The sequence below is a fragment of the Methylomonas koyamae genome, assembly GCF_006483455.1.
GTDB lineage: Bacteria > Pseudomonadota > Gammaproteobacteria > Methylococcales > Methylomonadaceae > Methylomonas > Methylomonas koyamae_B.
Window position 1 is genome coordinate 22644 of the sequence record NZ_PPPU01000050.1, and the last position, 22512, is coordinate 45155.

20 protein-coding genes are annotated in these 22512 nt (G+C 53.6%); 10 read left to right on the top strand and 10 right to left on the bottom strand.

What is annotated here, in order from left to right; genetic code table 11:
* Window positions 1-200 precede the first annotated feature (200 nt).
* The gene (locus C2U68_RS18755) at window positions 201-1421 is read left to right on the top strand and encodes an FAD-dependent monooxygenase (RefSeq protein ID WP_140914000.1); all 1221 of its coding nucleotides are present in this window, start codon (window positions 201-203) and stop codon (window positions 1419-1421) included.
* Between the two features lie 6 nt (window positions 1422-1427).
* On the opposite strand, the gene glnD is transcribed toward C2U68_RS18755, so the two are convergent.
* Both glnD and map read right to left on the bottom strand, forming a co-directional pair.
* Window positions 1428-4073, bottom strand: a complete 2646-nt coding sequence (gene glnD / locus C2U68_RS18760) for a [protein-PII] uridylyltransferase (protein ID WP_260839402.1) — start codon at window positions 4071-4073, stop codon at window positions 1428-1430.
* A complete protein-coding gene (map, locus tag C2U68_RS18765; protein WP_260839403.1) occupies window positions 4070-4867 on the bottom strand; it encodes a type I methionyl aminopeptidase in 798 nt (265 codons plus the stop codon). The genes glnD and map overlap by 4 nt, the downstream gene beginning before the upstream one ends.
* Before the next feature lie 240 nt (window positions 4868-5107).
* Here map and rpsB point away from each other — a divergent pair, with 240 nt between their 5' ends.
* The 9 genes from rpsB to C2U68_RS18810 all read left to right on the top strand — a co-directional run bounded on the left by rpsB (window position 5108) and on the right by C2U68_RS18810 (window position 13281).
* On the top strand, window positions 5108-5851 hold the full coding sequence (rpsB, locus tag C2U68_RS18770; RefSeq protein WP_140914003.1) for a 30S ribosomal protein S2: 744 nt from the start codon (window positions 5108-5110) through the stop codon (window positions 5849-5851).
* A 120-nt stretch (window positions 5852-5971) separates the two neighbouring features.
* Window positions 5972-6856: a translation elongation factor Ts gene (gene tsf / locus C2U68_RS18775; protein ID WP_140914004.1), complete on the top strand. Its 885-nt coding sequence runs from the start codon at window positions 5972-5974 to the stop codon at window positions 6854-6856.
* An 84-nt stretch (window positions 6857-6940) separates the two neighbouring features.
* Entirely contained in the window at window positions 6941-7660 is a 720-nt protein-coding gene (pyrH, locus tag C2U68_RS18780; protein WP_140914005.1) for a UMP kinase, read from the top strand.
* A 4-nt stretch (window positions 7661-7664) separates the two neighbouring features.
* The gene (gene frr, locus C2U68_RS18785; RefSeq protein ID WP_140914006.1) at window positions 7665-8222 is read left to right on the top strand and encodes a ribosome recycling factor; all 558 of its coding nucleotides are present in this window, start codon (window positions 7665-7667) and stop codon (window positions 8220-8222) included.
* 11 nt (window positions 8223-8233) lie between these two features.
* Window positions 8234-8995, top strand: coding sequence for an isoprenyl transferase (locus tag C2U68_RS18790; protein WP_140914007.1), 762 nt, complete (start codon window positions 8234-8236; stop codon window positions 8993-8995).
* Between the two features lie 37 nt (window positions 8996-9032).
* Window positions 9033-9956 carry a phosphatidate cytidylyltransferase gene (locus tag C2U68_RS18795; RefSeq protein WP_140914008.1) on the top strand — a complete coding sequence of 308 codons (924 nt, stop codon included), beginning with the start codon at window positions 9033-9035 and terminating at the stop codon, window positions 9954-9956.
* Complete coding sequence (gene ispC, locus C2U68_RS18800) at window positions 9953-11137, top strand: 1-deoxy-D-xylulose-5-phosphate reductoisomerase (protein WP_140914009.1); 1185 nt, start codon at window positions 9953-9955, stop codon at window positions 11135-11137. The genes C2U68_RS18795 and ispC overlap by 4 nt, the downstream gene beginning before the upstream one ends.
* Before the next feature lie 7 nt (window positions 11138-11144).
* Entirely contained in the window at window positions 11145-12509 is a 1365-nt protein-coding gene (rseP, locus tag C2U68_RS18805; RefSeq protein ID WP_140914010.1) for an RIP metalloprotease RseP, read from the top strand.
* Between the two features lie 64 nt (window positions 12510-12573).
* A complete protein-coding gene (locus C2U68_RS18810) occupies window positions 12574-13281 on the top strand; it encodes a DsbC family protein (RefSeq protein ID WP_140914011.1) in 708 nt (235 codons plus the stop codon).
* A gap of 40 nt (window positions 13282-13321) precedes the next feature.
* Here the strand turns inward: C2U68_RS18810 and C2U68_RS18815 are convergent, their stop codons facing one another.
* The 8 genes from C2U68_RS18815 to C2U68_RS18850 form a co-directional block, all read right to left on the bottom strand.
* Window positions 13322-13915, bottom strand: coding sequence for an OmpA family protein (locus C2U68_RS18815; protein WP_140914012.1), 594 nt, complete (start codon window positions 13913-13915; stop codon window positions 13322-13324).
* A 14-nt stretch (window positions 13916-13929) separates the two neighbouring features.
* Window positions 13930-14376 (bottom strand): FecR domain-containing protein, encoded by a 447-nt coding sequence (locus C2U68_RS18820; RefSeq protein ID WP_140914013.1) that lies wholly within the window; start codon window positions 14374-14376, stop codon window positions 13930-13932.
* 109 nt (window positions 14377-14485) lie between these two features.
* Window positions 14486-16747 (bottom strand): CHASE2 domain-containing protein, encoded by a 2262-nt coding sequence (locus tag C2U68_RS18825; RefSeq protein ID WP_186289670.1) that lies wholly within the window; start codon window positions 16745-16747, stop codon window positions 14486-14488.
* A 150-nt stretch (window positions 16748-16897) separates the two neighbouring features.
* On the bottom strand, window positions 16898-19498 hold the full coding sequence (gene mutS, locus C2U68_RS18830; RefSeq protein ID WP_140914015.1) for a DNA mismatch repair protein MutS: 2601 nt from the start codon (window positions 19496-19498) through the stop codon (window positions 16898-16900).
* Window positions 19499-19900: 402 nt separating this feature from the next.
* The gene (locus C2U68_RS18835) at window positions 19901-20398 is read right to left on the bottom strand and encodes a GNAT family N-acetyltransferase (protein ID WP_140914016.1); all 498 of its coding nucleotides are present in this window, start codon (window positions 20396-20398) and stop codon (window positions 19901-19903) included.
* 28 nt (window positions 20399-20426) lie between these two features.
* On the bottom strand, window positions 20427-21032 hold the full coding sequence (locus C2U68_RS18840) for a glutathione S-transferase family protein (RefSeq protein WP_140914017.1): 606 nt from the start codon (window positions 21030-21032) through the stop codon (window positions 20427-20429).
* 180 nt (window positions 21033-21212) lie between these two features.
* Window positions 21213-21704 carry an SLATT domain-containing protein gene (locus C2U68_RS18845; RefSeq protein ID WP_140914018.1) on the bottom strand — a complete coding sequence of 164 codons (492 nt, stop codon included), beginning with the start codon at window positions 21702-21704 and terminating at the stop codon, window positions 21213-21215.
* Between the two features lie 5 nt (window positions 21705-21709).
* Window positions 21710-22512: nucleotidyltransferase (locus C2U68_RS18850; RefSeq protein WP_186289671.1), on the bottom strand; the 803-nt coding region annotated here is incomplete at its 5' end.

A 22512-nucleotide genomic window follows, 5' to 3' on the forward strand; every position in this document is an offset into this window, starting at 1 on the left:
GCCGAAAACGCTGTTTATGGTTTTTCTGCCTGCTGCGTGTTAGAGTCGTCTCAACGAGCGGGGAAAAACGCGCAATAACTTCCGAATTTCAGTCGGCGAAACTTTCCAATCATACCATGTAGGCCTGTCCCTGTCATTTCGCGCATTTAACTTTGCTGAGTGTGGCTCCAGGCTTCTGTTTTAAAACTTTGTGATCAATTATGAAAGAACAAATCGATGTGGTTATTGTGGGCGGCGGTATGGTCGGTGCCGCGTTAGCATGCAGTTTGGGCGGTAGCCGCTTGAAGGTCGCCGTGTTAGAAGCGCAAACCCCGCAGCCGTTCTCTGCCGATCAGCCGCATGATCTAAGGGTTTCCGCCCTTAGTATCGCCTCGAAAAATATCCTGGAAACCGTCGGCGCTTGGGACGGAGTGACGTCGCGGCGCTTTTGTCCGTTTCGCCGGATGCGCGTCTGGGAAAATTCCGGCGATACTCTGTTCGATAGTACCGATATCAGCTATCCCGAATTAGGTTATATCGTCGAAAATCGGGTTACGCAATTAGCATTACTCGATAGATTGCGTGACTTTGATAATGTGGAGCTATTAATGCCGCAAGCGATCAAAGCCATTCATTATGACGGCGCTCAATCTCGTGTGGTTTTGGAGAATGGTCGGGAGCTGCAAGCTAAGTTGTTGGTCGCGGCCGATGGTGGTCACTCCAGAGTAAGGCAGGCAGTTGGCTTGGGCGTTACCAGTTGGGATTATAACCAGCACGCGCTGGTGATTTACATCGAAACGGCCTATCCGCAACAGGATATTACCTGGCAGCGCTTCGTGTCGTCCGGGCCGCAAGCGTTTCTGCCGTTGACCGGGAATTACGGCTCCATCGTTTGGTACCAATCGCCGGATGAGGTCAGACGCTTACAAGCCCTGCCATTTGAGCGGTTGCAGGCGGAGTTGGTCGCAGCGTTTCCGGATTGTCTTGGCGAAGTGAAACAGGTGCTGGGTGTGGCAAGTTTTCCGTTGCGGCGTCAGCATGCGCAAGCCTACGTCAAACAAGGCGTCGCCTTGGTTGGAGACGCGGCGCATATGATCAATCCGCTGGCGGGGCAGGGTGTCAATATCGGGTTGCTGGATGCTGCGGCTTTAGCTGAGGTGGTGGTGGATGCGCACGGCCGAGGCAAAAACTTTGCCGATGTCTCGGTGCTGCGGCGTTACGAGGCGATGCGGCGTAACGAAAACTTGAAAATGATGACCGTGATGGATGTGTTTTACCGCTCGTTCAGCAACGACATTCTGCCGGTCAAGTTTTTGCGCAATCTCGGCCTGGGTTTGGCTCAGCGCATCACGCCGGCGCGCAATAAAGTCATGAAGGCGGCTATGGGCTTGGAAGGACGTTTGCCAAAATTGGCGCGCGGCCAGCGGCTGTCCGCCGGTTAGTCGTGCTCAGTTTTTCAGTTCCAGATACCTGAGCATCGTAGTGCGCAATTGTTGTTTTTTGTTCTCGTCGTCGATCGGACGCGATTGCGGGTCGGTAATGTAGAACATATCCTCAGCGCGACTGCCTATGGTCGTGATCTTAGCGTCGTGCAGCTGGATGTTGAGTTCGGTAAAGGCGCGGCCGATTGTCGATAGTAGGCCGGCGCGGTCGGTTGTCACCAGTTCCACGATTGTGTGTTTGTGCGAAGGATCGTCCAAAAAGGTAATGCTGGTTTCAATTGGGAAATGACGGGCCTGTCGGGATTGTTTGTGGATGTTTTTAGAGGTTTTCACTTTTTTGGCAATCAGTCCTTGGCGTAGTGCATTGCAGATATGGACCTCCCGGTACAGATCGTTGATTGCTTCGCCGGATTGTTCCAGCACCTGAAAGCTGTTCAAAACATACTGGTCGGCCGTGGTGATGATCCGGGCGTCCAGGATGGTCAGGCCTAGTTGGTCAAGGGTTGCCGTGCAGATCGAAAACAATAAGTCTTCGTTGCGGGTATAGACGAATATTTCGGCGCTGCCGCGTTGTGTTTGCGGTCTCAGCAGCACCAGGGGTAGTTCGCTTTCCTGGCAGGCGGCAATCGCGATGGTATGCCAGGCGACCTCGTCGGCAGAGTAGCGTAAAAAATAATCGTCGCTGAGGTGTTGCCAGGAATGTTTAATCGTGGTTTTCGATATACCTAGTTTCAGCAGTTCTTCGCGTGCTTCCTTCTTGTTTTCCTGCACCCGTTCGGAACGGGCTACCGGGTTGTGCAAGCCCCGGTGCAGTGCTTGGTGGGTCGAGATGTAAAGTTCCTTCAGCAGTGCATCTTTCCAGGTGTTCCACAAACTCGGGTTGGTGGCGCGGATGTCGGCCACGGTCAACAGGTATAAGTAATTCAAATATTCGATGCTGCCGACTTGCAGGGCAAAGGTATGGATCACCTCCGGATCGCTGATGTCTTTGCGTTGGGCGGTCATCGACATCAGCAGGTGGTGGCGCACCAGCCAGGTAATGACTTTGGTGTCGTGGTTGGATAGTTCGTGTTGCAGGCAAAAATTACGCGCCAGAGTTTCGCCCAGCGTGGAATGGTCGCCGCCGCGACCTTTGGCGATGTCATGGAACAATGCTGCCAAATATAGGATGTCGGGTTTGGCGATCAGCAAAAAAATATTGTTGCAAAAGGGTAGTTCATTGTTGTGCTTGGCCAGTGAGAAGCGGCGCAGATTGCGGATCACGAACAGCGTGTGCTCGTCGACAGTGTAAATATGGAATAAATCGTATTGCATCCGGGCCACGATATTCGCGAAGTCCGGCAGATAAGCTGCCAGCACGCCGTAGCGGTTCATGCGTTTTAGTTGGCTGGTGATGCCGCGCGGCTGGCGTAGGATGTCCATGAACAGGCGGTTAGCCTGTTTGTTGCTGCGAAAATCTTCGTCGATCAATGGCAAATTTTTGCGGATCAGCCGAATCGTGCTGGCGCGAATGCCTTTAAGTGACGGCGATTGCTGCAGGATCAGGAATATTTCCAGTAAAGCCAGTGGCTGTTTTTGAAAAACGTCTTTATTGCTGACTTCCAGGTAGCCGTCTATCGACGAGAAGTTGGCCGTTATTGGAATCGGGGCCAGGCTTTCCTTGTTGCTGATCAGGCGCTCGTTAAGCAATTGCAGCAGCATTTCGTTCAGCCGTTCAATGTCGACCACGGTTTTGAAGTAGAACTGCATGAATTGTTCTACGTCCGGCTGCTCGTTGCGGTCGACGTAGCCGAATTGGCTGGCAAGTTCCCGCTGATAGTCAAATACCAGGCGGTCTTCGCAGCGGTTGGTCAAATTGTGCAAGGCAAACCGCAGTCGCCACAAAATGTCGCGCGCCGTGATCAGGTTGTCGTATTCGGACTTGGGCAGGAAGCCGTATTTGATCAATTCCCTTAGCGACGAGGCATTGTAGTGGCGTTTGAATACCCAGCTGATAACCTGTAAATCGCGCAACCCGCCTGGACCTTCTTTGATATTCGGTTCCAGGTTGTAAGCCGTATCGTGGTATTTGGCGTACCGTTTTTGTTGCTCCAGCATCTTGGCTGGGAAAAATCGGTCGGAAGGCCATAAGGCATCCGAGCTGACTTTGCCTTTTAGTTTTTCGAAAAGCTCGGTGTTGCCGTCGATCAGGCGCATTTCCAGTAGGCTGGTAAACACGGTTTGATCATCCTGGGCTGCTATGACGCAGTCGTCGACATCGCGTGTGCTTAAACCCGGTTTTAAGCCGATATCCCACAGAAAATTGCAAAAGCCCGATAGCGAATGCTGGTAATCGGCGGCGTCGGCGTCGGCCAGTAAAACGAGAATGTCGATGTCCGAATGAGGGAACAGTTCGCTACGGCCATAGCCGCCGGTTGCAATCAGTGCGTGTATATCCGCTGTCGGGCCGAGAAAATGCAACCAGCAGGCGGTAAGGATATTGTCGATGAACCGAGCTTTCTCCGTAAGCAGGCCGGCTGTCGCCTGGTCCGGGTTGAATCGCAGTTTTAAATGGGAGTTTTCCGCGCTAATAGCGTTTTTAAACGCCGTAATCGGGTTTTCATGCTTGAAACAACCTAAAAAGTCGTTTTCCGTGAACGGAAATGGGCTCACAGTTCTTCCTGTCTTAAGGTAAGTATCTCGTAACCTTGGTCGGTCACTAGAATCGTGTGTTCCCATTGGGCCGATAAACTGCGGTCCTTGGTAACGGCAGTCCAGCCGTCGGGCAGGATTTTCATGTGGCGCTTGCCGAGATTGAGCATGGGTTCTATCGTGAATATCATGCCCGGCTCCATCATCGCGCCTTCGCCGCGCTTGCCGAAATGCATGACGTGCGGGTCTTCGTGAAATTTTTTGCCGATGCCGTGGCCGCAGAATTCGCGCACGACCGAATAGCGGTTGGCTTCGGCGTGTTTTTGAATGGCATGGCCGATATCGCCGAAATACGCGCCGGGTTTGACTTGTTCGATACCTAAAAACAAGCTTTCCCGGGTGATGTCCACCAAACGTTTGGCATGCGGACTCACCTCGCCGATGCAGAACATTTTGCTGGTATCGCCATGGTAGCCGTCTTTGATCACGGTGATATCGATATTGACGATATCACCGTTTTTTAGTTTTTTATCGCTGGGAATGCCGTGGCAGATCTGGTGATTAATCGAAGTGCATATCGATTTCGGAAAGCCCCTGTAATTCAGCGGTGCCGGAATCGCTTTTTGGACGTCGACGATATATTCGTGGCAGATCCGGTCGAGCTCTTCCGTGGCGACGCCGGCGACGACATGCGGAGCGATCATGTCCAGCACATCTGCCGCCAGTTTGCAGGCAACGCGCATTTTCTCGATTTCGTCGGCGGTTTTGATAATTATGGTCATCGGGTCGGAGAATGGTTTGGATAGCGGGTTCAATCGAGCCGGGTTTGCGCCAAAATCGGACTGACGCCCTGCGAACGATTTGGGGAGTCTATCAGACTTGAAGTTGTTGTGAAATTGTAATCATGGTATAAAGGTAAGTTCACTATGTAATCAATACTCACACTTGTCGACACGGTCGGTGGGGTGCTGGAAACCGTTGGTTTTCGGTCACTGGTCGGGGCGAGTGGAGGCGTAACCCAAAGCCGAATTATTCGGCAATTTTAGGAGAAGTAAATGGCAGCAGTGTCAATGCGTCAAATGCTGGAAGCGGGTGTTCACTTTGGACACCAAACCCGCTACTGGAACCCGAAAATGGCTTCATATCTGTTTGGAGCCCGCAACAAAATTCATATCATCGACTTGGAGCAAACGTTGCCCTTGTTCAATGATGCGATGAACTATCTGGGTCAAATGACCGCGAATAAAGGAACCATCCTGTTCGTCGGTACTAAAAAAGCCGCGCGTAAAGCGGTGGCCGAAGAAGCGAAACGTTGTGGCATGCCTTACGTCAACCATCGTTGGTTGGGCGGTATGCTGACTAACTTCAAAACCATCAAGAAGTCTATCAATCGTCTGAAAGAACTGGAAGCGATGAAAGCCGACGGTACCTTGTATCAGCGTTTCAGCAAAAAAGAAGCACTGGGTATGGAGCGCGAGCTGGAAAAGCTTGAGCGTAGCTTGGGCGGTATCAAAGACATGCGCGGTACCCCAGATGTGATTTTCGTGCTGGATGTCGGTTACGAAAAGAATGCGATCATGGAAGCCAAAAAATTGGGCATTCCGGTGGTCGGCGTGGTTGACTCCAACAACTCTCCGGAAAAAATCGATTACGTGATTCCGGGTAATGACGACTCTATCCGTGCGGTTACTCTTTACTGCCAAAGCGCTTCGGCAGCTATTTTGGAAGCCAAAGCCTTGCGGATGGATGCGTCGTCTAAAGCCGACGAGTTTGTCGAAGAAGTGGCCTCGGAGGCTTAAGTATTTTTAAAGTGCCCGGCGCTGCTGCCGGGCGCCTGGACTTAGCGTTCAGAACAGAATGTCTTTTAAACGCCTCCTTTGTGAGGCGTTTTTTTAGTTGATAAATTTGAGGAAAAAGAGATGAGTATTAGTGCGGCGATGGTCAAGGAACTGCGCGAACGTACCGGTTCGGGCATGATGGAGTGCAAAAAAGCCTTGGTCGAAGCCAATGGCGACATGGAGCTGGCGATCGAGAACATGCGTAAATCGGGTCTGGCCAAGGCAGACAAAAAATCCGGTCGTATCGCAGCTGAAGGTGTAATCGGAGTTAAAGTATCCGACGACGGCAAAACCGTGGTAATGGTTGACGTGAACTGCGAAACCGATTTCGTAGCCAAAGGCGACGACTTTATCGGTTTCGCCAACGACGTCGTCAACAGCCTGTTGAATAGCAACGTCAATAGCGACGAAGAGTTGCAAACGATGGTATTGAGCACCGGCGTCAGCGTAGACGAAACCCGCCGGGCTTTGATCGCTAAAATCGGTGAAAACATCACCGTACGCCGTTTCGTCAAATACACCACCACCGATGGCGGTCAAGCGGCATACCTGCACGGTAGCAAAATCGGCGTAATCGTCGAGTTGGCTAAAGCCGATGCGGAGCTGGGTAAAGACGTCGCAATGCACATTGCCGCCAGCAAACCTGCTTGCATTTCGGCAGATGAAGTTGCTGCGGAAACCATCGAAAAAGAGAAAGAAATTTTCTTGGCGCAACAAGAAGAGAAAATCAAAGGTAAACCGGCCGACATCGTGGAAAAAATGGTTTCCGGCCGCGTTAACAAATTTTTGGCGGAAATCACGCTGCAAGGCCAGGCTTTCATCAAGGACGACAGCAAAACCGTCGGCCAGCTATTGAAAGAGAAAGGCAATGCGGCGGTACGTTTCGCCCGTTTCGAAGTCGGCGAGGGCATTGAAAAGAAAGAAGAGGACTTCGCGGCCGAAGTGATGGCGCAAGTCAGAGGTTAACCAACCTAATCAATAAACCCGGTCATCCGGGTTTATTTTTCTGGATAATCCGTTGCTTTTACCCTTTACGTTGGATATTTGAATATGAGTCAATTGATTTGTCGGAGAATTTTACTGAAGTTGAGCGGCGAAGCACTGATGAGCGAGCGGGGCGGCAGTATCGACCCGGATATCGTTCAACGCTTGGCTCAAGAGGTGAAAGAGCTGTGCGACGCCGGTATCCAAGTAGGGTTGGTGATTGGCGGCGGCAATATTTTGCGCGGCGGCGAAAAAGCGTCGGAATGTTTGAACCGGGTCACCGGCGATCAGATGGGTATGCTCGCTACCGTGATTAACGCCTTGGCCATGCAGGATGCGTTGGAATATCTGGGCCAGCCGGTGCGGGTTATGACCGCGCTGAAAATCAATCAGGTTTGCGAAGATTATATTCGCCGCCGGGCGGTCCGCCATCTGGAAAAAGGTCGGGTTGCCATTTTCGCCGCCGGCACCGGCAATCCGTTTTTCACCACGGATACCGCCGCCAGTCTGCGCGCCATCGAAATCGACGCTGAACTGATGATCAAGGCCACCAAGGTCAAGGGCGTCTATTCAGCCGATCCTGTGAAAGTGCCTGATGCGGTATTTTATCCGCGTTTGACCTACGACGAAGCCATCGATCAGCGTCTTAACGTCATGGATACTACTGCGCTAGTGCTGTGCCGGGATAACAACTTGCCGATGCGGGTTATGAATGTATTTGAACCGGGTGCCGTGATGCGTCTGATGCGCGGTGAAGAAATCGGTTCTCTGATCGTGAGGAAATAACAAAATGATTAGCGATATTCAACAGGATGCTGCGGCGCGGATGGTAAAAAGCATCGAAGCGTTGCAAAAAGCATTCACCAAAATTAGAACCGGGCGTGCCCATCCCAGTTTGCTGGATCAAATCTCGGTGTCCTACTACGGTAGCGAATCTCCATTGTCCCAAGTGGCCAACGTTACGGTTGAAGACGCCAGGACATTGAAGGTCGTGCCATGGGAAAAAAGCATGATACAAGCGATTGAAAAAGCGATCATGTCTTCCGGTTTGGGTTTGAACCCGGCCACGCAGGGTACCGTGATTCGTCTGCCTTTGCCGGCTTTGACCGAGGAGCGCCGACGCGATCTGGTGAAAATCGTCAAAAACGAAGCCGAGCAAGGCCGGGTGGCGATCCGCAACATTCGCCGTGATGCCAATGCCGCGATCAAAGACGCCCTGAAAGAGAAATTGATTTCCGAGGACGACGCGCGCCAGGCCGAAGACAAGATCCAAAAATTGACCGATCAATACATCAAGGAAGTGGAGAAGCATCTGGAAGAAAAAGAAGCTGATTTGCTGTCCATGTAATCGAGATAAACATGACTGTTATTGACGACAAACCGGTGATTGATAACGGTAACCCGCGCCATATTGCCATCATTATGGATGGCAACGGCCGTTGGGCGCAAAAACGCCTGATGCCGAGGATTATGGGGCACCATGCCGGGGTCAAGACAGTGCGTAAAATCGTCGAACACTGCGCCAAGGAAAATATCGAAGTGTTGTCGTTGTTTGCGTTCAGCAGCGAGAATTGGCGCCGGCCCAAGGACGAGGTCAGCTTGTTGATGGAACTGTTTATGTCGACTTTGCAAGCCGAGGTCGACAAATTGGACCGGAACAATATCCGCTTGAAAATCATTGGCGACAAATCCGCGTTCAACGACAAATTGCAAGATAAAATCCGTTCGGCCGAGGCGCAAACTGGCCAGAATACCGGTTTGACCTTACTGATTGCCGCCAATTACGGCGGACGCTGGGACGTAACCAATGCCATGCGGCAAATCGTAGCCGGTATTAAAGCAGGTACAATCGACGAACAGGCGGTCAGTGAGGATTTGGTAGAACGGTATTTGCAAACGGCTGGTTTGCCGGAACCGGATCTGTTCATTCGCACCGGCGGCGAGGAACGAGTCAGTAATTTCCTGCTCTGGCAGTTGGCCTACACTGAATTCTATTTTACCGACGCCCTCTGGCCCGATTTCGACCAAAACGCCTTGCAGAAGGCCATCGACAGCTTCAAGCGCAGGCAGCGCCGTTTCGGCCACACCGGCGAGCAAGTCATTGCCGGCAGAGTTGTCTAGGGAAGATTTCCATAACCATAATAACTAGAAAATCGACATGTTAGTAAAACGTATTTTAACCGCACTGGTTCTGGCAGCGGTCGCCACGGCGGCGGTGTTCTTGTTGCCCGCCACTTATTTTTCGTTGTTCATCGCTTTGATCACATTGGTAGCGGCTTACGAATGGATGCTGTTGACTGACGTCACCAAACTCAGCAGCAAGATTTTGTTTCTGATCGCTCTAATCGTACCTATGTTGGGTGTGACCTATTGGACCGTACTGCTGGAAGTGGCCAGCGAAGCGATGGAGTGGCCGGAAATCAAGGATTATTCCGATGCCCTGGAGTGGTTTGTGATATTGCCGGTATCGTTCTGGATCCTGACGATGGTCTTAATCAGAAAGACCAGTCCGCAGCTGTTGGCTCTGGAGTTCAAACCCGGATTCAAAGCGTTTGTCGGCTGGATGGTGCTGCTTGGCGCTTGGATGTTTTTGAGCAAACTGCGCGCCTATTACGGAACCGGCATGGTGCTTTACTTTTTGATCTTGATTTGGGCCGCCGATATTTCCGCTTACTTTGCCGGCAAAACCTGGGGCAAAGACAAACTGGCCCCCGAAGTCAGCCCCGGCAAAACGGTGCAGGGTATGTACGGCGCTCTGGCCTCGGCGGCATTATGCGGTCTGGGCTTCGCCGTCTACGGTTGGCTGACCGCCGCCGAACCGGCCGAAGCCCAAGACAGCGGTCTGAGGTTTTTAGGTGGCCTGGTTTGGACCGATATGCTGATCTTGTCAGTGATGACAGTGTTGATCTCGATTTACGGCGATTTGTTTTTCAGTCTGGTCAAGCGCAAAAAGGGCGTGAAAGACAGCGGGAACTTGTTGCCGGGACACGGCGGCATTTTGGATAGAGTCGATAGCGTGATCGCCGCAGCCCCATTCTTTTACGCCGGCATACTGTTGATCGGCAGGATTTTTTACTCATGAAAGGCATTTGCATACTCGGGGCGACCGGCTCCATCGGCGTCAGCACCCTGGATGTGGTCGCGCGTCATCCGGATCAGTACAAAGTGGTTGCGTTAACCGCTAACGGCAATATCGATGCCTTATTCGAACAATGCCTTACGCATCGGCCGGAATATGCCGTGGTTGCCAACCCGGATAATTTCCAGGCTTTCAAGGACAAACTGGTTGGCACGCCGATAGCGGGCCTCAAGGTCCTGGCCGGCGCCGATGCCTTGGCTCAGGTCGCGACACTGGATAGTGTCGATGCGGTGATGGCAGCGATCGTTGGCGCCGCCGGCTTGTTGCCGACCCTCGCCGCCGCGAAAGCCGGGAAGACGGTGCTACTTGCCAACAAAGAAGCGCTGGTGATGTCCGGCCAAATCTTCATGCAGGCGGTGGCCGATTCCGGTGCGACCCTGTTGCCGATCGATAGCGAGCATAACGCCATCTTCCAGTGCATGCCGGCCGGATACACCGCCGGACATCGCGCCAAACAAGCCCGTAGAATTTTACTGACGGCTTCGGGTGGGCCGTTCCGCCAGACGCCGCTGGCCGATTTGGAGCACGTCACCCCCGAGCAGGCGGTAGCTCACCCTAAGTGGGACATGGGCCGGAAAATTTCGGTCGATTCGGCGACGATGATGAACAAAGGCTTGGAACTGATAGAAGCCTGCCTGCTGTTCGATATGGACCCCGATGCCATTCAGGTGGTGATTCATCCGCAAAGCATCATTCATTCCATGGTGGATTACGTCGACGGTTCAGTGTTGGCGCAAATGGGCAATCCGGACATGCGTACGCCGATCGCCCATGCGATGGCCTGGCCGGAGCGTTTCGATTCGGGAGTGGAGCCCTTGAACATCTTTCAGGTCAAGCACATGGATTTCGAACAGCCTGATTTGCAACGTTTTCCTTGTTTGAAGTTGGCGTACTTGGCAATCAAGGCCGGCGGCATCATGCCCACGGTATTGAATGCCGCCAATGAAATCGCGGTAGACGCCTTCTTGAACGAACGCGTTCGTTTTACCGATATCGCCAAAATTATCGAGCGCAGCATGGCGCATTTCGAACCCGAAGCCGCCGATACCTTGGATCATGTTCTGGACGCCGACCGGCGCGCCAGAGAGGTGGCCGAAACCGTCATTGCTCAATTGCAGCACTAGGCGTTAGATGGATACCCTACATACCTTGTTTTACTTCATCGTCGCCATTGCGGTACTGGTGGCGTTTCATGAATTCGGCCACTTTTGGGTCGCGCGCAAGGTTGGGGTGAAAGTCATCCGTTTTTCCATCGGCTTCGGCAAGCCTTTGCTGGCTTGGCGGAAAAGCGCCGAAGATACGGAGTTCGTCATCGCGGCGGTGCCGTTGGGCGGTTATGTAAAAATGGTTGACGAGCGCGAGGAAGCCGTCAAGGAAGCGGATCTGCCGTTCGCGTTCAATCGCCAGCCCTTATGGGCCAGAACCGCGGTAGTGGCGGCTGGTCCCTTGTTTAACCTCTTGCTGGCGGTATTGCTGTTCTGGGCGGTACTCGTCATCGGCGAAGTGGGCGTCAAGCCGTTGATTGGTGGAGTCGAGCCCGGATCACTGGCCGAACAAGTCGGTTTGATCAAAGGCGACGAAATTGTAGCGATCAACGAAAAGACTACGCCAACCTGGATCGAAACTTTCGACGTGCTGCTTTCGGCGGCAATCGTTGGCCAACGTGAAATAAGCATCACTACCAAATCTGCGGACGATAGTCGGCAAACCCACATTCTGCAGCTGACCGACCAGGATGCGGCGACGCCGGAAGGCTTGCACAAGCGTTTGGGTTTGAAGCCCTGGTCGCCGAAGATCAAACCGGTGGTCGGCAAATTGATGGAAGACGGCGTAGCCAAACAGGCCGGTTTGCAACCCGGCGACCTCTTGGTCAATGCGGATGGCGTTGATATCAGCGATTGGCAACAATGGGTCGATTATGTGCAGGCGCGTCCGGAAATTGCGATCAATTTGACGATAGAGCGGAGCGGCGTGCGTTCGCTACTCACTTTGACTCCGCGCAGAGAACAACAGAAAGACGGCACCAGCATCGGTAAGATCGGTGCCGGAGTTGAGACCCCGCAAGATGTGTTGGATTCATTGTTGGTCAAGCACTCCTTGTCGCCGCTCGACGCTGTGCCGGCTGCTTTTGAAAGAACCTGGTTCTATGCCGTCAATACCTTGAAAATGATGGGTAAAATGCTGGTCGGTTCGGCATCGGTGGAAAATCTGAGCGGGCCGATCAGTATTGCCCAGTATGCCGGACAATCGGCCGATATGGGGCTGACCGCCTTCTTGAAGTTTCTCGGTTTGGTCAGCGTCAGTCTCGGCGTGTTGAATCTGTTGCCGGTGCCGGTTTTGGATGGCGGGCACCTATTGTTTTTCGCCGTGGAGGCGGTCAAAGGCAGCCCGGTTCCCGAGAAATTGCAGATATATTTTCAACAGGTCGGCATGGTGCTGTTAATGCTGTTGATGGCGTTGGCTATGTTTCTCGATATCGACCGGTTGTTTCAATAACGCTGAACGAAACGGCGCAATCCCGGTCAACCGCTTTCCTTGACTATCTTCCATTGGTATTAGCATGAAAAAAATCTCACACCTATTGGCTTTGTCGGCCACGATTTTATGCGGTCAAGCGCTTGCTGACGAAGCTGCGATAAAAAAGGCGCTCGGCAATTTTATGCCGGAAGGCAAAATCGATGCGGTGAAACCGTCCGAAATTCCCGGACTCTATGAAGTGACTTCGGGCGGCAATATTTTTTACGCCTCAGAAGACGGCAAATACTTGGTGCAAGGGCAATTGTTCGACGTTCAAGCCAAGAAAAATATCACGGAGACCAAGTTGGCCGGCGCTCGTAAAGCCGAATTGGACAAGCTTGGCGAACAAAAGATGATCATCTTCAATCCCGAGTCTTCCAAACACACGGTTTCGGTGTTTACCGATATCGATTGCGGCTACTGCCGTAAATTGCACTCGGAAATCGACCAATATATGGCGCAAGGCATCACCGTTCGCTACATGTTCTTCCCTAGGGCCGGTAAAGGCTCCGATTCATATAAAAAAGCGGTTTCGGTGTGGTGTGCGGCCGATAGAAACAAGGCACTGACTGCGGCCAAAAAAGGCGAAAGTTTGGACATCAAGAGTTGCGAAAATCCGGTCGACGAACATATGGCGCTGGGCGAGGCATTTGGCATGAACGGAACGCCAATGATCGTTACCCAAAAAGGCAACATTTTGCCGGGCTATGTGCCGGCCGCGCAGTTGGCCAAAATTTTGGCAAGCGAATAAAACTGAGGCGGTCCGGTTTGTCGTCGGACCGCCGTTCGCTTTACCGGATCGTCACTTCTACCCTACGGTTTTTCGGTTCCGCGGTTTCGTCCGGGGTTTTAACCAACAAATTCTTCTCGCCGTGCGAGGTCACGGTCACTTCTTTAACGTCCAGTTTGCTCGGATCGAACAAACGGCTGACTTCGACTGCGCGTTCGCGGGCCAGTTTTTCGTTCTTATCGGCGTTGCCGACCGTGTCGGTATGACCGATTACCGAAATATCGGCGGCTGGATGTTTGCCGGCTGCCTCAATGATTTTCGGTATCAGCGCGGCAGACTCCTGAGTTAACTTGGCGCCTCCGGTCTCGAAATAAAGCAGATATACCTCGGGGCGCACCGGCTCGGAAGCTAACGCCCGCCCGAAATCTTTTTCCATGCGTTGCTGCTCGACTTTAAACACGGTCTTATCGTTCGTCAGCGCTGCGCCGTAGCCGGCCGTTTCGATCAACGTTTCGCCGGCCGGGCTGCTGAAAGTGACTTTACCGGTGCTGCCGTCGTGGTCTTCCAGCAGGACCAAGTAAGATTCGGTGCAGCCGCCCAAAGCCATTGCAGCGGCAAGTGTCAGGGGTTTTCTTAAAGTAAGCATTTTGGTCATGGCGGGTACCCGGTTTATTCGGCGATTTTGACTAGAAAACGTGTCCCTCTGACGGCAATCACGCCGGTCGGAGTGTTGAGCCTAACGGCCTCCGGCTTAAGCTTGGCGATGACTCCGGAGATGTAGTGTAGAGTTCCCCTCAATAGACTGGCGTTCAATTCCAGTTTGTCCTGCTCCGGCAAAAACTGGTAAGCCTCGATTTTCAATTCGGTGTTAGGTCCGATGGAAAGCACCGTATTGTCTTTTAGCGTCAAACCGGCAGAGCCATTCGCATCGGTTTTAATCGTATCGCCGATACGCACTGCCGATCCCAGTCCGGCTTTCAATGTAGCGCCCGCTTCGATGATTGAGGTTTCGTCGGTAGAGGTTTTGATGTATCCGATGATGCTATCGTCGGCGAAGGCGGCGGTAGAGAGCGTGAGGACAAGCCCTAGGCATAGCAGCGTGACAAAACGATTCATAAGAGCCTCGAGATTCAAAAAAGGGTGGTAAAAACTCACCGCGGTAGCGGCTTTGAGGTATCGGCCAAGTATAGTCGGTATTGGCGGCTTGCCGAGAAACGGGGCGTCTTTAGCGGTCAGGTGTCGTGACGTCTTCAATCGCGATCGGAAATTCCACCCAAAAGGTGCTGCCCATGCCCGGTGTGCTGCTAACGCCTACGCTTCCGTCCATCAGCTCGGCCAGTTGTTTGGTAATCGCCAAGCCAATACCGGTGCCTTCGATTTCGCTATTCTCGGCGCCCAAACGTTGAAACGATTGAAACAGCAATTTCTGCTCTTGCGCCGCCAATCCTTCTCCGGCATCCACGACCGAAATGCGGATGCGGTTGCTGCCGATACGCTGGGTGTGCAAATCGATACGGCCGGCCGGCCTATTGTATTTGACGGCATTTGACAGGAAATTCAGCAGTATCTGTTTTGCCCGTTTCGGGTCGACCTTCAGTAAAAGGTCCTGCGGTAACGAATTCCGGGCGGTCAAGTCCAGTCCTTTGCTACGCACCAATGGCGTGATCAGCGCAGCGCAGTCCCCGATCAAGTCCTGTAGCGCCACGCTTTGAATATTCATCGCGATTTTGCCGGATTCGATTTTGGCGAGATCGAGCAGTTCGTTGATCAAGCCTAGTAAATGCTGACCGGCTTTCAGGATTTCGTTCACCGAATCCAGATGATAAGGATCCAAAGGATGTTCGGGATCGTCCATCTGCAGCAGTTGCGCGAAACCGATTACCGCGTTTAACGGCGTACGCAACTCGTGGCTCATTTGCGATAAAAACTGGCTTTTAGCCAGACTGACCTGCTCGGCGCGGTTGATCAGCTCGCGCATCACGGCCTGCTCTTCGGTCTTTTGCAACAACATTTTCGCCATCAACATTCTTTCGCCGATATCGTTGATGCTGATTACGGCCCCGCTAGGCCCATTTTTACCCGCCATCAACGGCGCAATTGCCAGATTGGCGGTAATCTGGTGCTGGCCCGATACGGTCAAACTGCAATGGCTGAATTTCAGCGGCGCGTTTTCGGCGATGCTTTTTCGGATCAGGTCGGCGATGGCAACAGGTTTGTCGCGGATTTCCAGCGCGAAAATCCGGTCTATCTGCTGACTGCTGGAATTGGGCGGTCTATTGCCGACGATGTCGATGGCGGCGGAGTTCATGTAATCGATAAAGCCGTCAGGCGTCGTAGTGATCACACCGTCGGCGATCGCGTTCAGCGTGATAAACGCGCGTTTTCGCTCGGCAAACAAGGACTGAATCAGCTTTTCGAAATGGCGCCAACTACGTAGCGGATAGCTGAACCACAGGACGCACAGCGCGACCGATGGCGCGAACCAATAGTGGCTCAATCGTAACAGCAGCCAACTGCAAAGTAGAATTAGCGCCGATAGCGCCAATACCGCCGGCGGCAACCAGCGTGGCGAGAAACGGGTGCTGAGCGAAACCGAAACGCCGGCGACGGCGAGGCTGGCGATAAATTGCCAAATTCCGGGTAAGGGCTGCCACAGGGTTTGTTTCAACAAGCCGTCCAGGCCCGCGGCGATAAATTCGACTCCGGTCATCGGCCGGCCGCCAACCGCCAGCGGCGCCGGCAATTCGCGTTCCAGGCCGCTGGCGGTCAGCCCGACCAATACGTATTTGCCGTCGAATGTTCGCGCCGGGATTTTGCCGGATAACACCGCCGAGTAGGAAAGGCGGACGAAATCGGTGCTGGGATCGAAGAACGGCAGCCAAACCCTAAAATCGCCCTCCAACGAGTCGTGGCTGTTTTCAGTACGCAAGCCGGGCAGATTTTCGAGAAACTCCGGGTGCTGTTGCGCGTACAGCGCCAACGGCATCGCCGGCCAACGCCTTTCGCCCAAACCGGCTTCCAGCAGAATACTGCGGCTGACGCCGTCTTTATCCAGATCGACGTTGGCGTGGCCGAGTGCGGCATGTTTGGCGTAGTCGGCCAGCGGCAAGGTTTCCACTAAGCTCTTGCCGTTATATTCGACCACGACCGGCAGCACTACCGGCCGGACTTGTGCCAGCGCCCGCGCCAGATGGGCGTCCGCTTCGGGGTGCGATTTGTCAGTTTCGGAAAAAATGAAATCCAGCGCCACGGCGCGCGGTTTCGACTGCGCCAAAAACTCTAGCAAGCGGGCATGGATGTCTCGCGGCCATGGCCAACGGCCGAATTCGGCCAAGCTTTCTTGATCGACTTCGATGATAACGATCTCCGGCGAAGCCGGCGAGGCCAACAAAGGCAGTTGCAGGTCGTATACCCAGCGGTCTACACGCCACAAGGCGTCGCTTGCGGTCAATATGACCGTCAACAACGTCAAAATGGAAATTAACACTGGTTTGTCGCAGCGGCGTTTCGCCATGGGGATCGTCTAAAGAGCGGCTGAGAATCAATTATAGTCCGATAGCGTTGAGGCGAGTAATGCCGTAGCGACTGTTAGCTCTCGTTTGACCTAGCCCTTCAGGCATACCGTATTGGTTTCCTATCAGTTGCCGTAGCTTTTCATCAGACCGGCCAGACGGTATAGAGTATCCAAAGCTTGTCTGGGGCTGAGTTGGTCAGGGTCGAGTTCGGCGAGTAACACCAGTGCCGGATGGCATTCCTGACTGGTAAACAAATCGAATTGGTTGATTTCGCTACGGTCCTGTTGCTCGATGTAAGCGGTATTTTCCAGTTGCGCCAGTTTTTGTTTGGCATTGGCGATCACCGACTGCGGCACGCCGGCCAGTGCTGCGACTTGCAGGCCGTAGCTCTGGCTGGCCGGGCCGTCTTTCACTGCATGTAAAAACACGATCTTGTCGCCGTGCTCCATCGCATCCAGATGAATGTTGTGGATACCGGTTTGTTCTTCGGCCAGGGTGGTCAGTTCGAAATAGTGGGTGGCGAACAGGGTAAAGGCTTTGACGTTGCGGGCCAGATAATCGGCGCAGGCCCAGGCCAGCGACAAACCGTCGAAAGTGCTAGTGCCGCGGCCGATTTCGTCCATCAAAATCAGACTGTTGGCGCTGGCGTTGTGCAGGATGTTGGCAGTTTCCGACATTTCCACCATGAAGGTGGAACGGCCGCTGGCCAAGTCGTCGGAAGCGCCGATGCGGGTGAAGATTTTGTCGATCGGCCCGCAAGTCAACGTTTGCGCCGGCACGTAGCAACCGATATGGGCCAGCAATACGATCAATGCGGCCTGACGCATATAGGTCGATTTACCGCCCATGTTCGGACCGGTGATGACCAGCATGCGTCGGTCGCCGGAAAAATCCAGGTCGTTGGCGACAAAGGGAATGCTGGACAGTTGCTCGACCACCGGATGGCGGCCGGCGACGATGTGAATGCCGGGTTCCTGGGTCAATATCGGTTGAGACCAATTCAGGGTTTCGGCGCGCTCGGCAAAGTTGACCAGCACGTCCAGTTCCGCCAGTGCCGTCGCGCATTGCTGCAAATCCAGCAAGGCTTCGCCCAGCGTGCCCAGCAAGTCGTCGTACAAGGCTTTTTCGAAGGCCAGCGACTTTTCCCGGGCACTCAGCACTTTGTCCTCGAACGATTTTAGCTCCGGGGTGATATAGCGTTCGGCACCTTTTAAGGTTTGCTTGCGGGTGTAATGCACCGGCACTTTGTCGGCTTGGGCGTTGGAAATTTCGATGTAATAGCCGTGCACCCGGTTGTAATTGACCTTGAGGTTGGCGATGCCGGTGGCGGCGCGCTCACGTTGCTCCATGTCGATCAAAAACTGGTCGGCGTTCTGGCTGAGGTTGCGCAGTTCGTCGAGTTCGGCGTTGAAGCCCGGCGCGATGACGCCGCCGTCCCGAATCAACACCGGCGGATTATCGATGATCGCGCGTTGCAGCAGATCGACCAATTCCGGATGTTCTTTGAGTTGCTGGCGTAAGGCTTCCAAATGAGGATTGTCGCTACCGGCCAGTTTTTGTTGCAGTTCCGGCAGCACCGCCAAGGTCAGGCGCAGGGTCAACAGGTCGCGCGGTCTGGCCGATTTCAACGCAATCCGTGAGCTGATGCGCTCGATGTCGCCGACTTGGCGCAGGCTGGCTTGAAGGTCGCGATACAACTCGTGGTCGATCAGACTGGCGATGCAGGCGTAACGGCCGTTGACTACGGCCTGGTCGCGCAACGGCCGATGCAGCCAGCGCCGCAAACAGCGGCTGCCCATCGCGGTGGCGGTCTTGTCCAACACGCCGAGCAAAGTGTATTGCAATTGGCCGCTGGGGTGGCTGTCCAACTCCAGATTGCGGCGGCTGGCAGCGTCCAGGCTGATGCTGTCGTCGGCGTGCTCGACGGCGATGCCCTGGATGTGGGGCAGGGCGTTGAACTGGGTGTCGCGCACGTATTGCAGCAAACAGCCGGCCGCGCAAATCGCCGCCGGCAGTTGCTCGCAACCGAAGCCCTTCAAGTCGTGGCAGTTGAATTGCTTCAAAATCAATTGCCGGCAACTGTCCAATTCAAAATGCCAGGGCGGCCGCCTGCACAGGCCCTTGCGCTCCTTGATCGCGGCGGGCAGGGCTTGGTCTTCGCTGAACAACAATTCGGCCGGATTCAAGCGCTCGATTTCCGCCAGCAACTGGCTGTCGTTTTCCAGTTGTTGCAACACGAACTTGCCGCTGGTCAAATCCAGGCAAGCCAGACCGATCAGTTTGTCGAAGCGCGCCAGCGCCACCAGCAGATTATCCTTGCGGTCTTCCAGCAGAGCCTCGTCGGTGACGGTGCCGGGGGTGACGATGCGCACTACTTGGCGCTCGACCGGTCCTTTGGATTTGGCGGGGTCGCCGATTTGCTCGCAAATCGCGATAGACTCGCCCTGTTTGAGCAAGCGGGCGATGTAGTTCTCGGCGGCGTGGTACGGAATCCCAGCCATCGGAATCGGCGCGCCGGCCGAGGCGCCGCGCGCGGTCAAAGTAATGTCCAGCAACCTTGCGGCGCGCTTGGCATCGTCGTAAAACAGCTCGTAAAAATCGCCCATCCGGTAAAACAACAAAATCTCCGGATGCTGTGCCTTAATGCGCAGGTATTGCTGCATCATCGGCGTATGGGGAGATTCGTTGGCTGGCTTAGACGATTGTTTTTCTGGGCTGTTCATTGATTAAGTTAATGAAATATCTTGAAAACGTTCTTCGTTCCGGTGCCGACTACGCTCGGCGATGCTTGTCGAAACTTGCGAGGTTTTTGGCGCTGAGTACCGGATTGGGTGTAGGTTTTGGGTATCGATTTGCGCAAACGCTGGACTCCAAAAACACATGCCGGAATCCAATTCAAGGCCAATGCCGTAAGCGGGTTAACCGACTCGGCAAGTCTTTTTTGCCGGCTATCCCGGCGCGCTATTGTCGCTTGGCAGGCGCTGAAAAACCAGCGGCAGGCTGTGATTGAGACTGAGTGTGGAGCAGGACTTGTCCGTTTAAAGGAAATAGGTAGGGCGAAAAGGCCGGCTTTGGCCCGACTCCGCCAAGGCCCGTGCCGGGTTATCGCTGCAGGGCATGGTAAGTCAAGCGTTACCGGACCCCAATACGGCACGCATCGGCTGAAACGCTACGCCGTTGGCCTGTACCGCCGCGCCGAGTTCGACAAAACCGAAACGCCGATACACTGCGACCGCGTTCAAGCTGGCGTTGACGGTAAATTCGCCCGGATTACCGGCGTCGAGTGCCCCGGTTTTGACCCATTGCCACAAATGGCGTGCCAACCCCCGGTTTTGAAAAACTTCGGCCACAAACAGGTGATACAAATGCCGATGATCTCGCATCGCCACCACGCCGGCCAGTTCGCCGTTCGCTTCCGCCAGCCAATAGCGGAAATCGGCGTCTTCAATATAACCGGCAATCGCCGCTTCGCCGACGGCCGCCAGAAACACTTCCGCGCCTACGCCGTCCGCGGATAGCAGAAAAGGCCGGCTCAGCGCCGCGATCAAGCGGCTGATAGGTGCCGCGTCGGCGACCGTTGCGCGGCGCATCGTCACCGATTTAATCCAATCAAAATCCGTCACCACAACCGCCGCCTCATCGTTCCGCCGCTTAGGCTTGCCACAGGCCCGGCATCGGGACGTAGCCGGGCAGGGCGCGGATGCGCTGAAACCAGGCGACGATGTTGGGGTAATCGCCGATGGCGATGCCACCTTCCGGCGCCAACGCCAGGTAGGGGTAGACGGCCAAATCGGCCAGCGACAGCCGGTCGTTGGCCAGCCAATCGTGGTTTTGCAGATGGCCTTCGACGATGCCCAGCACTTTGTCGGCGACTTGTTGCGCCCGCGCCGTATCGATGGCGCGGCCGACCTTGTGATGCACCCGCAGCATGGCCGGGCCATTGAAGATTTCGTTGGCGGCGGTCGATAGCCACGCCGCGATTTGCGCCAGTTGGTAAGCGTCGCCCGGCCACCAGGTCTCGCCGCCGTAGCGTTTGGCCAGATACACCAAAATGGCCTGACTGTCGCGAATCGTCAGGCCGTCGTCCTCCAGCACCGGCACCTGACCGAACGGATTGACTTGCAAAAAGTCGCTGCCGCGTTGCTCGCCGCCCAGCAAATCCACCGGCCGGGTTTGGTAAGGCAGCCCCAGCAGGCTCAACAGCAGCCGGACCTTGTGGCAATTGCCGGATAAGGCCATGTCGTAGAGGGTGATCATTTGGGTTTCTTTGGGTTTCAAGTATTGGTTGGGGGGAATGAGTTGGGAACGGCCAATTCCCGACCTTCGAAGGTAATTTCCCAATGGCCGGTTTATGTCAGAAATTACTCGTTTAACGCCACCGCTCACAGGTAAAATTGCGAGCGCCAGCGAGTAATTTTATCCTTGTGTAGCGGATTGTTAGGCTTTATCTGCGACATATTCTGCCTGACCATCTTCGATATTTTTTCTGGCTCTTTTGAATGCCCATTCTGGAATTTGTGGTGTTGTTGAACTGAGGTCGTCCTTCTGTTGGCCGAAGGTTAATACTTTTTCTTTTCCTTCCTGCGCATCCATGCCCGGCAACTCAATATTTTTAAACCTTCGTACCCGGTTTCGTAATTCTAGATAGCTGCTAGCAGCAGCATGGTGTTCATTGGCTTTACTGCTAGGGTTGAGGAATGTTGCAATTGCCCCCAGTGCAGCAACCAGAATGGCAAGTGCGCCTGCTACAAGCGTGTTTTCTTCAAACGCAGAGATACTAGCGATTCCCGCCATAATTGCCGACGGCACTCCTATCCACAAGTGAATTCTTTTCCAGAGCGCCGACGCTTCGAAGTGCCCCTTGGAGGAATAGATGCAATCTTCCTCGATGCGGCAGCATTCTTTAACTATTTCATTTTCTAAACTCATAAACTCTACCCGTAAGCTGGGAATTTGTCCCCAAACAATTGCCGCCACTTACCGATGGCTCCGGCATGATCGTTTTTATCATCGTATGTTAAATACCAAGCGTCTCTTGCCAAATTAGCTGCAGACCTTAACCTTTTGACGACTTCTTGCCTGGATGTGTAGGTAAGGTAATTATCTACCATGCCTTTGTCGTGCCACATTGGCGATGCTGCTAGTTCTGAAGCCTTGTCAAAGTACTGGAAAACGCTCCACGAGTAATCAGATATCTGCGTTTCAAGTATTTGTAAAGCCATGACCTCCATATGATATGATTGCAAATAATCTGAATGCTTTTTGTTCCACCACTTGACCATTGTGATTATTCGCCTAAAGCCAATGCCTGCCACGGAGCTTCTATTGTTAATATCGGCTGTATGTATTTTAGGATTGGTTGATATCCATGACCCTGTATTCATATCAGGAATCTGATATTTGACGATATTTCCGTTGTTATCCACAACGCGACTTGCAGGAACAATATCGACGTTCGGCCATGTTTTATAGTGCAAAGTGACCGCTTGACCATTTTTTCTTACGTTATTTCTATATTCACCGAGGGCATCCCTAACCAATTGCAAGACCTCCTGCGGGCTTTTCCCTTCTATATGCTTTCCAAAGTGTAATGCGGTAATAACGTCCAAATCAGCGTAACCAGTAAGCGCGGTATACCTGTGAATTGATCCAGAGTTGAACGATTCTACGACGTGAAGCTTATTGGAAAGAGTTTTTACAACGTCATCTCGCCTGTTGTTAGAGCCGGCCCCAAAAA